The sequence below is a fragment of the Streptomyces sp. NPDC001204 genome (assembly GCF_053598035.1).
Genome location: NZ_JBSFJL010000002.1, coordinates 1 through 14394, shown reverse-complemented (window position 1 = coordinate 14394; position 14394 = coordinate 1). Strand labels below are relative to the sequence as shown.

Sequence of the window (14394 nt, the reverse complement as noted above, 5' to 3'; positions counted from 1 at the left end):
CCGGTCGCCACGCTCAGGCAGCGGCGCCGCCGCGGCCCTCCATCAGGCGCGGCAGGAACCGGAAGCCGATACCGCCGGCGATCATCGTGGCCGCGCCGATCAGCAGGAACGTGGTCTCCGCGGCACCGGTCTCGGCGAGCTCCTGGCCGTTGCCCTGCGCGGACGGGTTGCTGTCCGAGCCGGTCTCGGTCAGGGCCGAGGAGCCCTGCTCCTGCGGGACGGTGTTGTTGCCGCCGCCGTTGGGGGTGGTGCCGTTGCCGCCGGCGTTGCCCGAGTTGTCGCTGCTGCCACCGGGGGTGCCCGGGGTGCTGCCACCGCCGGGATTGCCGGGGGTGCTGCCACCGTCACCCGGGTTACCGGGCGTCTCACCACCGCCCGGATTCTCAGGCGTCTCACCACCGCCCGGATTCTCAGGCGTCTCACCACCACCCGGGTTCTCCGGGGTCTCACCACCACCCGGGTTCTCCGGGGTCTCACCACCACCCGGGTTCTCCGGTTCGCATTCCGGGCCGGTGCCGATGTCGCAGGGGTCGACCGGGTCCTCTTCGCCCGGTTCGCCCTCGCTCGTCAGCGACACGTTCGCCTTGATGCCGGTGCCGCCGACGCCGGCGCTGACACCGAGGTCGAGGGCCGAGGCCGCGCCGGCGGCGGTCAGCGAGGCGCCGGCAGCGATCACGGCACCGGCCGCGATGCGCGCGACACGAACCCGCGTCTTCTTCGTCATATGGTTGCTACCCCCAGTAGCTGAATCGTCTTCGAGCGGCGCGCGGGGCCGTGATCAACGGGGGTAGTTGGCGCAAGTGCGGATCCCCCCGGTTCACATGCGCCCCAGAAATGCGCATGCCACGTTTTACCCTTCCCGCTTTTCGGAAGACCGTCAAGGTCGTTGCGGGCGCGATGTCCAACTGTGCGTTGTTTGCGCGTGGTTGGAGTCTGTGAGTGTGACGTAAAACCCGGACATCGACCAACAGAAAAGGCAACTGCCGCTGAAATAGCGGCAGTTGCCTTGTCGACAAACAGTCTGCTTCTGATTTCCCGGGCTGCTACTTACCCTGGTCCTGCTGCTTGCGCCAGCGAATCCCGGCCTCGAGGAACCCGTCGATCTCGCCGTTGAAGACGGCCTCGGGGTTGCCGACCTCGTGCTCGGTGCGCAGGTCCTTGACCATCTGGTACGGGTGCAGGACGTAGGAGCGCATCTGGTTGCCCCAGGAGTTGCCGCCGTCGCCCTTGAGGGCGTCCATCTTGGCCTGCTCCTCCTGGCGGCGGCGCTCGAGCAGCTTCGCCTGGAGGACGTTCATGGCCGTGGCCTTGTTCTGGATCTGCGAGCGCTCGTTCTGGCAGGAGACCACGATGCCGGTCGGGATGTGCGTGAGGCGGACCGCGGAGTCCGTCGTGTTCACACCCTGGCCGCCGGGGCCGGAGGAGCGGTAGACGTCGACGCGCAGCTCGGACTCGTCGATGTCGATGTGGTCGGTCTGCTCGACGACGGGCAGGACCTCGACACCGGCGAAGGAGGTCTGCCGGCGCCCCTGGTTGTCGAAGGGCGAGATGCGCACCAGGCGGTGGGTGCCCTGCTCGACGGAGAGGGTGCCGTAGGCATAGGGCGTCTGCACGGCGAAGGTGGTCGACTTGATGCCGGCCTCTTCGGCGTACGACGTCTCGTAGATCTCGGTCTTGTAGCCGTGCTGCTCGGCCCAGCGCAGGTACATGCGCTGAAGCCGCTCGGCGAAGTCGGCGGCGTCGACGCCGCCGGCCTCGGCCCGGATGTTCACGAGCGCCTCGCGGGAGTCGTACTCACCGGAGAGCAGCGTCCGGACCTCCATCTCGTCCAGCGCCTTCTTGACGTCGACGAGCTCGGCCTCGGCCTCGTCGCGGGTGTCCGGGTCGTCCTCGGCCTCGGCGAGCTCGAAGAGCACACCGAGATCGTCGATCCTGCCGCGCAGGGCCTCCGCCTTCCTGACCTCCGCCTGGAGGTGGGAGAGCCGGCTGGTGATCTTCTGCGCCTCGTCGGGGTTGTCCCACAGAGAGGGCGCGGCCGCCTGCTCCTCGAGCACGGCGACGTCTGCCCTCATCTTGTCGAGGTCCAGAACGGCCTCGATCGACTCCATGGTCGAGGAGAGGGACTTCAGCTCTTCGGATACATCGACGACTGCCACGCATCCAGCGTAACGGCTCCGCCAAGCGACAAACGCCGCACACCCCCGCCCGCTGGGGCCGCCCCGGTCCCTCAAGCCCCACTACTACCGGGTGCCCCCGGCCCTCAGGGCCGAACACAACCGGCGCTCCCCTCCTCCGGAACCCACCGCGGCCGGGCACACCGGCCCACTGGGACCCGCCACAACCCGGGCGCCTCGCCCTCTGGCCCACCACAACCAGGCACCTGCCCTCCAGGGCCCACCGCAGCCAGGCACCCGTGCTCCAGGACCCACCGCTGCCGGACACCCCCGCCCACTGGGACCCGCCACAACCGGACGCCCCGCCCTCAGGCCCACCACAACCAGGCGCCCCACCCTCCAGGACCCACCACTGCCGGACACCCCCGCCCACTGGGACCCGCCACAACCGGGCACCCCGCCCTCAGGCCCACCACAACCAGGCGCCCCACCCTCCAGGACCCACCACTGCCGGACACACCGGCCTCCCGGCCCGTCACCGCCAGGTACACCCGCCCCCAACCCGTCACCGCCAGGAACACCCGCCCCCCACACGGCCAGCTACCGCCGGGCGCCCCGCCCCACGGCCTGTTGGTTTCGGGCGCCCCCGTTCTCCACTGGTCACCCGTGCCGGGCGCACCCGCGCCCCACACCCCACGTCCTCCGGACTCCCATCCACCCCCACAGCGCACCCCTCCCGGTCCCCTCCTCACCCACCGAGACGGGCGGGTAGGTGGGAACCAGGGGGCGCAGGGGGCGAAGCCCCCGCCGGGGTCTGGGGCGGAGCCCCAGAGACGGACCCCCCACCGAGACGGGCGGGCGGGCGAAGTGGGGCGCAGCCCCGAACCCGGGTCCAAAACACAGGTCCCGGAAACCGAAATCAACGTGTCACGGAGACGCCGACTGCCCAGGCGCCCCCGGCGCCACATCCGTCCCGTCCCCCGACGACGCCCACCACACCCCCGCCCCGAGCATCCCCGCGACCACCACCCCCGCGACTCCCAGCGTCACCCGCCGCCGCCGCGCCGCGGCCCGGTGACGCGCGGCGGAACCGGGCCGCGGCGCACCCGCCGCCCGCGGCACCCGCGCCGTCCCCCGCGCACCCCCCGCCAGCTCGTCCGGCGCCGGCACCCGCATCGACGTGTGCGTGTCCCGGTTGGAGTCCGGCTTCGCCCCGGGCACCAACGGGACCGCTCCCCGTCGCCGTACCCGCTCCCCGGCCCCGCCCGCGGCCCCGCCCCCGGCCCGATCCGCCGACCGGTCGGACGACGACTCCTCGCCCGCCTCCTGCGAAGGCTCCGCGCCCGGCTCGTCCACGTCCAGCGGCGGCATCCCCGCGAGCATCGGCTGGAGCTCCCTGAGCCGGGCACCCAGCTCCGAGGCCCGCAGTCGCGACGCCGGCGCCTTGGCCAGGCACTGCACGATCAGCCGCCACAGTTCGTCCGGGATGCCCGGCAGAGGCGCCACCGTCTCCGTGACGTGCCGGCGCAGCACCGCGCCCGGATGCCCGCCGCCGAACGGCGTGAAGCCCGCCAGCAGCTCGTACAGGACCGTGGTGAGCGCGTAGATGTCCACGGCGGCCCGCGGGGGCAGCCCCTCCACGATCTCCGGCGCGAGATAGTCCGGCGTCCCGATGATCTTCGTCGCCCGGGTCCGCTTGGGCGAGTCGATGAGTTTGGCCACACCGAAGTCGGTCAGCAGCGCCGGGTGCGCACCACCGGGGCCGAGCGGCCCCTCCATGTCCAGCAGCACGTTCTCCGGCTTGACGTCCCGGTGCACGACCCCGGCCGCGTGCGCCGCGGCAAGCCCGTCCGCCACATCGGCCACGATCGCCACGGCCGCCTCGGGCGCCAGCCGCCGCTCCCGCTCCAGCCGGGTGCGCAGGTCCGTACCGCGGACCAGGTCCATGACGAGGGCCAGGTCGTTGCCGTCGACCACCAGGTCTCGTACGGAGACCACGTTCGGGTGCTCCAGGCCCAGCAGCGCGGTCCGCTCCTGTACGAAGCGGCCCACGAGTTCCTGGTCGGACGCGAGGTCCTCGCGCAGCAGCTTGACGGCGACGGGGCCGTCGGGTCCTGCGCCGAGCCACACCGTGCCGGCGCTGCCCCGCCCCAGGATCTGGTTGGCGGTGTACCGGCTACCGATCTTCCGTGCCAAGACTGCTCCTACAGACGCGTGTTGCCGACAAAGCTACGCGTCCGGCGAGCCAACCCTCACCACAGAGCCGGAATTCCCCCGCCGACTGTCGACAAATCCCCAGACCCGCGCCTAGTTGCCACTACCGCTGCCACTGCCGCTGCCGTCGCCGCCCAGGTTCTTGACCCAGTCGCTCACCGCGCCGGCCCAGGAGCTCAGCTGCTCCCAGTAGCCCTTGCCGGTCCCGATCCACTGCTGCAACGGCGTCAGCTCCCAGACGAGCCAGCCGGCCACCACCAGGATGATGATCGTGAACAGGCAGCCCTTGAGGCAGCCGAGACCGGGGATCTTCATCGGGTTCGCGCTGCGCTGCCGCGGCGGCCTCGGCTCGCGCACCGGCCGCCGGGGCTCCGGCTGGGCGGGCGGCGCGTACCGCTGAGGCTGGGGCTGGGGCGCGTACCGCTGCGGCTGTTGCTGCTGGTAACCGCGACCGGGCTGCGCCTGCGGACGCTGCGGTTGCTGCTGGGGCCGGGCGACCTGCCGCTGGGGGCGGCGGCGCAGCGGGTCCTCGCCGGGGTCCAGGTACTGGACCTGCGTCTGCTCGTTGCGGTCGCGGGCGGCGCGCAGCTGGTTCTGCCAGGGGTGCGGCTGCTCGGGCTGCTGGTCCCCGTACGGCCCGCCGCCGGCGCCGTTCATGTCGCCCGGCGCCCCCTGCGGCATCGGCGGCATCACACGCGTGGAGTCGCCGCCGTGAGCGGGCAGCACGGTGGTCGGATCGGCCGCGCCGGGCGCGCCGCCCGTGTGCGGCAGGAAGCTGGTCGCGGCGTTCGGGTCGTACGAGGCCGCGCCCTGCGGCAGCACCTGCGTGGGGTCGGCGGCGCCGGGCACGTCGGGGGCGGGCACGGTCGCGGGCGCCGGGTCGGGCGCCAGCAGCGCCCCCACGGCGTCCGCGGCGGCGATCTGCGCGGGGCTCGCGTGCACGCCCACGCCGTCGGCGACGACGCGCAGCCCCCGGGCGAGGTTGTCGGCGCTGGGCCGTCCGTCGGGGTTCTTGCTCAGGCAGCGTTCGATGACCGTCCACAGCGGTTCGGGAACGGTGGACGGGCGGCGCGGTTCGGCGCTCAGGTGCTGGTGCAGGACCTCCAGCGCCGATCCGCCGGAGAACGGCGGACGGCCGGTGACCAGCTCGTACAGCAGGATTCCGGCGCCGTAGACGTCGACCGCGGAGGTCTGCGGGCGGCCCTCGGCGGACTCGGGCGCGACGTACGCGGGCGTGCCGACGAACTCGTGGGTGCGGGTGAGTCCGGGCGAATCGGCCAGACGGGCGATGCCGAAGTCGGTCAGCATCGGGTGCATCTGCCCGCCGTCCTGCCTCAGCAGGACGTTGGCCGGCTTCAGGTCGCGGTGCACGACCCCGTCGGCGTGGCTCGCGGCCAGCGCGTCGGCGATCTGCGCGGTGAGCAGCGCGGCGGCCACGGGTGTGAAGGGGCCGTTCTCACGCAGGTAGCGGTGCAGGTCGGGGCCGTCGACGAGGTCCATGACCAGCGCCAGCAGATCGCCCTCGACCACCAGGTCGCGCACCCGCACGATGTTCGGGTGGGTCAGCCGGAGCAGGACGGAGCGCTCCCGCAGGAACCGCATCACGATGTCGGAGTCGTTCGCCAGCTCCTCCTTGAGGACCTTGATGGCGACGGTCTCACCGGGCTGCCCGGGCACGGCTGCCTCCGCGCCCGCCGCCTCCCTCTGGCGGGCTCGCCAGACGGTCCCGGTGGCACCGCGTCCGAGCGGCTCCTCCAGGAGGTACTTGCTGCCTACCGGCCGCACGTCATGCGCTCCCTGTTGCTTGCTTGCCTGAACCCGCGCTTCCAAGGCGTCCCGCGGGTGCTGCGACCCGCCGCGCGGGTGTTCCGACCCACTTTAGTGCCGCCCTCCGCGGTGCCGGGCGGTCGAGCTGCCGCGCCCGGTGCCGCCGCCCGCGCCGCGCCGGCTCCTTCCACGACGACGTACGCACGGGGCCCCGTACATGTTCGACGGAAAGACGCTCGGCTCGGGTCGGTTGGTTGCCCCGTACGGACATGAACGATCCCAAGCAGGCATCGACCGGACATTCGCCGGGCATCGGCCGGGAACTTTTACGGGCAGAGCCGACCAATCAAGATCACTTGCCGGTGGGCGACGGGCGCGGTGTCAGTGGTAGGTGCGAGGATGCCTCCAGAACTGGCCGACGTGCTCGTGCGGTGGTGGGGGAAAGTCCGCGGTGGGGGACCGCGGGGCGGTGTCGCCCACGCCGGCCGCGGGCGCCCGCGCAGAAGGGACCGCTGACGGCGATGCAGATCCGGCTGACCGTCGTAGATCCGCTCGGCCCGCCCTCCCCCACTGTCTCGGCCTCGCAGGAGCCGGGCGGCCACCCACCGGCGCGAAGCCGCGCCGCGAGCTGCGACGTGCTGGTCACGGCGCCTGCCGGCACGGCTCTGGCCGCGGTGGCGGCGGCACTGGCCGCGGCGGTCTCCGGCGAGGGGACGTCGGCGTCGGAGCGGGGCGGCCGGGAGCGGAGCGCGTCCGGCGGCCGGGAGCCGGGCGCGGGCCCCGTGGTGCTGTACGCGGGCGCGGAGCGGCTGGACGCCCAGCGCTGCACGCTCGGCGAGCCCCCGCTGCTCGACGGCGCGGTGCTGTCCCTGGGCGCCCCCGCCGACCCCGAGCCCCACCCCGAGCTCGACGACGCCCCGACCCAGCTGCACGTGGTGGCGGGGCCGGACGCGGGCGGGGTGCACCTGCTGCACGGCGGGCAGATCACGGTGGGCCGTTCCGCCGACGCCGACGTGCCGCTGGACGACCCCGACGTCTCGCGCGTGCACTGCGCGGTGACGGTCGCCCCCGACGGCGGCGTCTCGGTCGCCGACCTGGGCTCCACCAACGGCACGGTGCTGGGCGGCAGGCCCGTCGGGTCCCGCCCGGTCCGTTTCGCCCCGGGGGCGCTGCTGCGCATCGGCGAGTCGGCCCTGCGCCTGACACCGGCCGCGGGACGGGACGCCCGCGTACGGACGACGCCCGACGGGGAGGGCCATGTGCGGTTCCCCTCCGGGGGCGCGCCCCCACCGGACACCACCACCGCACACGAGACCACCGCACACGAGCGCGTACGGGACGGCGTGGGCGACGGCGACGGCAGCGGCGCGCACGGGGCGGACACGCGCGCGTACGGCGACGCCACCGGCCCGACCGTGACCCACCGGGGAACATTCGCACCGCCCCCGCCGGGAACCGGGGCGCCGGGAACCGGGGCGCCCCCCGCGGTCCCCGCGCAGGCCGGCGCGCCCCGGATCGAGAGCGGCGAGGGCACTCACGACGCGCAGGCACAGCCGCCCGTGCCCTTCGCCATCACGGCCGACGGCGGTACCGGCGTGCCGCAGGTCCTGCGCCGGCGCGGCGGGCTCGGGGCGTGGGCGCGGCGGCTGACCGGCGGGCGCGGCGAGCAGGCGGCCGATCGGCGTGGGACGTACGACGGCACGGGGGCGGACCCGCGCGCGCAGGACGCGCACGCGTGGCGCACGGCGCCGCAACAGCCGGAGACCTGGCCGGACCCGGCGGCACTGCTGCTCGCGGCCCTGGGCCCGGGACCGCGGCTGTGGGAGCGCGGAGCGGGCCACCCCGAGGCGCTCACCGTACGGCTCGGCACGGCCGACCGGCCGGCCCCCGACGGCTCGGGGCTGCTGCCCGCGGTCCCGGTCACCGCCGACCTGCGCGAGGTGGGGGCACTGGGCCTGGCCGGACCGCGCGCCCGTCTGTCGGGACTGGCCCGCGCGGTGCTCGCCCAGCTCGCCGCGTCGCACTCCCCGGACACGCTCGAGATCGTGCTGCTCAGCGCCGACCGCGCCCGCCCGGTGGAGGAGCGCACCGCCGAGTGGTCCTGGCTCGGCTGGCTGCCGCAGGTCCGCCCGGCCCACGGCCAGGACTGCCGCCTCCTGCTCGCCTACGACCGCGAGCAGGCCGCGGCCCGCACGGACGAACTCCTCCGGCGCGTCGAGGACCACACTGCGGACCATCCGGGCGGCGACCCCGCTTCCGGGACGGACCCCACGGCCGGCGACCACCGCGCGCAGGACGCGACCGCCGGCGCCCGGCGGCCCTCCTGGGCACGGGACGACGCTCCGGCGGACGAGCGGGGCTTCGCGGGGCCGTACACGGTGGTGGTCGTGGACGGCGACCCGGGCGGCGCGGCGGTCCGCGAGGCGGTGGCACGCCTGGCGCACGAGGGTCCTCGGGCCGGGATACACGTGGTGTGTCTCGCCGAGACGACGCCCGCCTCACCCGCGTCCCCGGTGACGGACACCTACGAAGCGGCGTGCGCCGTGTCACCGGCGTTCGGGGAGTGCGGAGCCGTCGCCCTGCTCAGCGGCGACGTGGCGACGGCGCTGCGGCTGATGCGCGTCGCGGGACACCCGGCCGCGGCCCATCCGGACAGCGGACCCGAGCGGATCCGGCGGCACCCGGACGACACTCTCCGCGCACCGCGCGCCGAGGCAACCGCCGGGACCCCGGCGGCACGGGCCCCGCACCGCACCCCCATACCCCCCGGCACCGTCGCCGTCGTCGACGCGGTGTCCCTCGCCTGGGCCGAGCGTTTCGCGCGGGCCCTGGCGCCCCTGCGGACGGACGGATCCGGAGCGGGCCGGCCGGCCCGGGTGTCGGCGCCGCTGCCCCTGTCGGCGCGGTTGCTGGACGAGCTGGGGCTGGCCCGGGCCACCCCGGCCTCGCTCCAGGCCCGCTGGGCGGACGCGGCCGACGACACGGCGGCCCTGGGCGGGCGGGCCTGGGCGATACTGGGCGCCGGTCCGCGCGGACCGGTCTGCGCCGACCTCGTGGCCGAGGGACCGCATCTGCTGGTCGAGGGACCGGCGGGCAGCGGCCGTACGGAACTGCTGCGATCCGTCGTCGCCTCGCTCGCCGCCGCCGAGCGGCCCGACCGCCTCGGCATCGTGCTGGTGGACGGCCGGGACGGCACCGGCGCGGGCGGCGGGCACGGCGACGGCCTGCGGGTCTGCACGGACGTGCCGCACGTGACCACCCACCTCACCGCCAACGACCCCGTCCGTATGCGGGAGTTCGCCCAATCGCTGAGCGCCGAGCTGAAACGCCGGGCCGAGCTGGTGGGGCTGACGGACTTCACCGAGTGGCACACCCGGCGCGAGGTCTCCGGCCGCATCGTCCCCCAACGCACACCGCAGCCGCACGGCACGCCCGCCCCCACCCCGACCTACGCGGCTCCGACCGGCGCGGGCGCGGCCGGCTCGGGCACCGCCCGCGCCCCGCAGCGAGCGACGGCGACCCGCGGCACGTTCGAGCCGGGACGCACCCCCACAGGCCCCACCGGCGCGGGCCCGGCCCACGCGGCGCCGACCGGCGCAAGGTCGACCGGCGCGGGCACGCCCGGCCCGGACCCGGCCCGCGCCGCCCAGCGCACGGCGACCGCCCACGGCGCATTCGCCCCGGGGCACAGCGGAACGGGCGCCGCCGGCAACGCCGGTGACACGGGGGATCTCGACAGCCCGCCCAGTTCGACCATGCGGCTGCGGCCCGCCTCCGCCCGCCGGCAGGCGGAGGCCGCACCGCCGCTGCCCCGCCTGGTGGTGGTCGTCGACGACCTGGACGCCCTGGTCTCGCCCTCGCTCGGTTCGCCCGGCCGGCCCTCGGCCGGGTCGGTGATCCGCGCGCTGGAGGCAGTGGCCCGGGAGGGCGAGCGGCTCGGCGTGCACCTGGTGGCGGCCACCACGCCCGGCGGCCGTACGGCGCAGACCGAACCGGCGCGCCGGGCCGCGCTGCGGGTCACGCTGGACGCACCGGCCCCGGGACCGGACGAGCCCGCGCCCGGACGCGGCCGGCTGGCCTGCGCGGACGGCCGGGTGACGGCGTTCCAGGGCGGTCGCGTCACGGGCCGCATCCCCCGCACCGCGACCCAGCGCCCCACGGTCGTCCCCCTGGAGTGGCACCGCATGGGCGACCCGCCCACCCGGCGCTCGGTACGGGAGTTGGGCAACGGGCCGACGGATCTCGCCCTGCTGGCAAGCGCGTTGGAGCGCGCCGCGCGGGAGGTGTCGGCGGCCCACGTTCCCTCGTTGCTGTGATCGGGCCCCGCTGCCGTTGCCGCGATCAGCCCCCGCTGCCGTGATCAGGATCTGACGCGGAGTCACGACGTGGTCACGATCGCCCGGTTGACACCGCGGGCGCTCTTGCCGACTCCCGGACCCCGGCGTAGACCAGAGCCCACGGGACAGCGCTCGGACGTTCGACGAGGAACGGAGAACGGGGCAGTCATGCGCAGCACGAGCAGCACCATCCTCAGTCACAAGGCCGCCAGGACCGCCGCGGCCGTCGCCGCGGGAGCCCTGGCCCTCTCCCTCACCGCGTGCGGCGGAAGCGACGACAAGAAGAGCGGCGACGACCGGAGCAGCAGGGGCACGAAGCCCGGCGCCGCCGTCACCCTCCCCAAGCTGGACGGCGCGACGCTGGAGGTGGCCGCCGTCTGGACCGGCGGCGAGCAGAAGAACTTCAAACAGGTTCTCGCCGAGTTCGAGAAACGCACCGGCGCCAAGGTCACCTTCGTCCCCGCCCAGGACCCGATCATCAACTTCCTCGGCTCCAAGATCGCGGGCGGTCAGCCGCCGGACGTGGCGCTGCTCCCGCAGCCCGGCGCCATCAAGCAGGCCGTGGACAAGAAGTGGGCCACGGCGCTGGGCCCGGAGGCCCAGGCGCAGCTCGCCAGGAACTACTCGCAGGGCTGGCAGGACATCGGCAAGGTCGACGGCAAGCAGTACGGCGCCTACTACAAGGCCGCCAACAAGTCGTTGATCTGGTACAACGCCAAGGTCTTCGAGAACGCGGGCGCGAGCGAGCCCAAGACCTGGAAGGACCTCCTGAGCACCGCGCAGCAGGTCTACGACTCCGGGGTCACCCCGTTCTCCGTGGGCGGCGCCGACGGCTGGACCCTCACCGACTGGTTCGAGAACGTCTACCTCTCCCAGGCGGGCCCGGAGAAGTACGACCAGCTCGCCCAGCACAAGATCAAGTGGACGGACCCGTCCGTCAAGGACGCGCTCACCACGCTCGCCCAGATCTGGTCCAAGAAGGACTACATCGCGGGCGGCCCGAAAGGCGCGCTCCAGACCGAGTTCCCGGCCTCGGTGACCCAGACGTTCACCGGTGGCGACCAGCCGAAGGCCGGCATGGTCTACGAGGGTGACTTCGCCCAGGTCAACATCGGTGAGACCAAGGCCGAGGTGGGCACGGACGCGAAGGTGTTCCCGTTCCCGGCCGTGGGCTCCACCCCGCCGGTGGTCTCCGGCGGCGACGCGGCCGTGATCCTGAAGGACTCCAAGGCGGCCCAGGCCCTGGTCACCTTCCTGGCCTCGGCGGACGCGGCGACGATCCAGGCGAAGCTCGGCGGCTACCTGTCGCCGAACAAGAACGTGCCGGACTCGGCGTATCCGAACGAGGTCCAGCGGAAGATCGCCAAGGCGCTGATCGACTCGGGCGACGACTTCCGCTTCGACATGTCCGACCAGGCCCCGCAGGCCTTCGGCGGCACGCCCGGCAAGGGCGAGTGGAAGGAACTCCAGGACTTCCTGAAGAACCCCTCGGACGTCGCCGGCACCCAGGCGAGGCTGGAGAAGGACGCGGCGGCGGCGTACGGCGGCGGGAGCTGATCCGGCGATGGCGCCGGCCACGGCGGCGGGAGTCTCAGCGGGTCCCGCCGCGCCCCGTCGTCGCAAGAGCGTGACCGGCACCCGAAGGACCGTGGCGGCCCTGTTCCTGCTGCCCGCCCTGGTGCTGCTCGGCGCGCTCGTGGTCTACCCCATCGGGTACTCGGTCGTCCGCAGCTTCTACAACGCCTCGGGCGACGGATTCGCCGGGTTCGACAACTACAAGGCCCTGTTCACCGACGACGGCATCCGCACCGCGCTGAAGAACAACATCATCTGGATGGTGTTCGCGCCGTCCGTCGCCACCGCGCTCGGTCTGGTCTTCGCGGTGCTGACCGAACGGGTTCGCTGGGGAACGGCGTTCAAGCTGGTCGTCTTCATGCCGATGGCGATCTCCATGCTGGCGGCCGGGATCATCTTCCGGCTGGTCTACGACCAGGACCCGGACCGGGGCGTCGCCAACGCGGTGTGGGTCGGCGTGCACGACACCTTCGCGCAGTCCTCGGCGTTCCCGAAGGCCCACCCGGGCCGCGACTCGCCGCTGAAGCCGGACCACGGCGGCTTCATCACCTCGGCCACGGTCCGCACCGGCGAGTCGGTGGCCCTCCCCCTCGTCGGCGTCGCCCCCGACCAGATGCCGAAGAGCGCGAAGCGGGCCGTGCGGGCCGAGCCGCAGCCGGGGAGGATCACCGGCACCGCCTGGCAGGACTTCACCCGCGGGAAGGGCGTCGGGAAGCTCGGCGCGGTCGATCCGTCGGAGTTCGGCTATGCCGGGATGCGGATCGAGGCGGTCAAGGACGGCAAGGTGGTCGCCTCGGCGAGAGCCGCCGACGACGGCACGTTCACGCTGCCCGCGCAGGCGGACGGCGCTCGACTCCGGCTCCCGGCCAGCAACTTCAAGGCGCCGTACAACGGCGTGGACTGGCTGGGCCCGTCGCTGGTCACTCCGGCCATCATCGGCGCGTACGTGTGGATGTGGGCCGGGTTCGCGATGGTGCTGATCGCCGCGGGGCTCGCGGGCGTGCCCAGGGAACTGCTGGAGGCGGCCCGGGTCGACGGCGCCAACGAGTGGCAGGTGTTCCGCCGGGTCACCGTGCCGCTGCTGGCACCCGTGCTCGCGGTCGTCGCGGTCACCCTGATGATCAACGTGCTGAAGATCTTCGACCTGGTCTTCATCATCGCCCCGGGCTCCTCCCAGGACGACGCCAACGTCCTGGCCCTGGAGCTGTACCGCAAGGGCTTCTCGGAGGGACAACCCGGCATCGCCAGCGCCATCGCGGTGTTCCTCCTGCTGCTGGTCATCCCGGTGATGCTGTTCAACATGCGCAGGCTTCGGCGGGAGGTGCGGCGATGACGGCGCGTCCGGCTGTCCGCCGGGGGTCCGGGGGTCGCCCCCGGGACGAGCACGGCAACATGCGGAGGCTTCGGCGGGAGGTGCGGCGATGACGGCGCAGACCGGGACTCCGACGAAGGCAGCGCCCGTTCCCGAGGCCGTGAGGGCGAAGCCGTCCCTGGGGTCGCGGCTGGCGGAGGCCGTGAGCGGTGGCGCGCTGAGGGTCTTCCTGATCGTGGTGGGCCTGTTCTGGCTGGTCCCGACGATCGGCCTGCTGCTGTCGTCGCTGCGCGCACCGGAGGACATGAGCGCGAGCGGTTGGTGGACCGTCTTCAGCAAGCCCGCGCAGCTCACCTTCGGCAGCTACCGGAACCTGCTGGAGAACGGCGACATCACCGACTCCCTGGTGAACACGGTCCTGATCACCGTGCCGGCGACGGTCCTGGTGGTCCTGGTCGGCTCGCTGGCGGGCTACGCCTTCGCCTGGATGGAGTTCCCCGGCCGGGACTGGTGGTTCCTGGCCGTGGTCGGCCTGCTGGTCGTGCCGGTGCAGGTCGCGCTCATCCCGATCGCCGAACTGTTCGGCAACATCGGCCTGTTCGGCACGATCTTCGGGGTGATCCTGTTCCACACGGGGTTCGGCCTGCCGTTCGCGGTGTTCCTGCTGCGGAACTTCTTCGCGGAGATCCCCCGCGAACTGCTGGAGGCGGCCCGCCTCGACGGCGCCGGTGAACTGCGGCTGTTCGCCCGCGTGGTGCTGCCGCTGGGCGGGCCCGCGATCGCGAGCCTGGGCATCTTCCAGTTCCTGTGGGTGTGGAACGACATGCTGGTCGCGCTGGTGTTCACCAAGTCCGGTACGCAGCCGATCACGGTCGCCCTCCAGACGCAGGTACGCCAGTTCGGCAACAACATCGACGTCCTGGCACCCGGGGCGTTCATCTCCATGGTGATCCCGCTGGCCGTGTTCTTCGCCTTCCAGCGGCAGTTCGTCTCGGGCGTGATGGCGGGAGCGGTCAAGTAATCGCACGGGCCGAGCGGTTCGGTACGGTCCGGTGCCGGACCGTACCGAACCGCT

General features: G+C 73.6%; 8 protein-coding genes. 4 read left to right on the top strand and 4 right to left on the bottom strand.

Translation table 11 applies throughout. The features are described 5' to 3' along the window. Positions 1-13: 13 nt before the first annotated feature. The 4 genes from ACWC91_RS02975 to ACWC91_RS02960 form a co-directional block, all read right to left on the bottom strand. Positions 14-724 (bottom strand): hypothetical protein, encoded by a 711-nt coding sequence (locus ACWC91_RS02975; protein WP_225078665.1) that lies wholly within the window; start codon positions 722-724, stop codon positions 14-16. Between the two features lie 319 nt (positions 725-1043). Next, positions 1044-2156 carry a peptide chain release factor 2 gene (gene prfB / locus ACWC91_RS02970; RefSeq protein ID WP_225078666.1) on the bottom strand — a complete coding sequence of 371 codons (1113 nt, stop codon included), beginning with the start codon at positions 2154-2156 and terminating at the stop codon, positions 1044-1046. 885 nt (positions 2157-3041) lie between these two features. Further along, positions 3042-4310: a serine/threonine-protein kinase gene (locus tag ACWC91_RS02965; protein ID WP_225078667.1), complete on the bottom strand. Its 1269-nt coding sequence runs from the start codon at positions 4308-4310 to the stop codon at positions 3042-3044. A gap of 111 nt (positions 4311-4421) precedes the next feature. Next, positions 4422-6113, bottom strand: coding sequence for a protein kinase domain-containing protein (locus tag ACWC91_RS02960; protein ID WP_450644961.1), 1692 nt, complete (start codon positions 6111-6113; stop codon positions 4422-4424). Positions 6114-6616: 503 nt separating this feature from the next. Between ACWC91_RS02960 and ACWC91_RS02955 the strand changes: the two genes are divergently transcribed. From ACWC91_RS02955 to ACWC91_RS02940, 4 genes are all read left to right on the top strand, one after another. Further along, entirely contained in the window at positions 6617-10411 is a 3795-nt protein-coding gene (locus ACWC91_RS02955; protein WP_450725776.1) for an FHA domain-containing protein, read from the top strand. Positions 10412-10600: 189 nt separating this feature from the next. Continuing rightward, a complete protein-coding gene (locus ACWC91_RS02950; protein WP_450644871.1) occupies positions 10601-11989 on the top strand; it encodes an ABC transporter substrate-binding protein in 1389 nt (462 codons plus the stop codon). A 7-nt stretch (positions 11990-11996) separates the two neighbouring features. Further along, positions 11997-13340, top strand: a complete 1344-nt coding sequence (locus tag ACWC91_RS02945; RefSeq protein WP_225078671.1) for a carbohydrate ABC transporter permease — start codon at positions 11997-11999, stop codon at positions 13338-13340. 88 nt (positions 13341-13428) lie between these two features. Beyond that, positions 13429-14340, top strand: coding sequence for a carbohydrate ABC transporter permease (locus tag ACWC91_RS02940; protein WP_281156091.1), 912 nt, complete (start codon positions 13429-13431; stop codon positions 14338-14340). Positions 14341-14394: the final 54 nt, after the last annotated feature.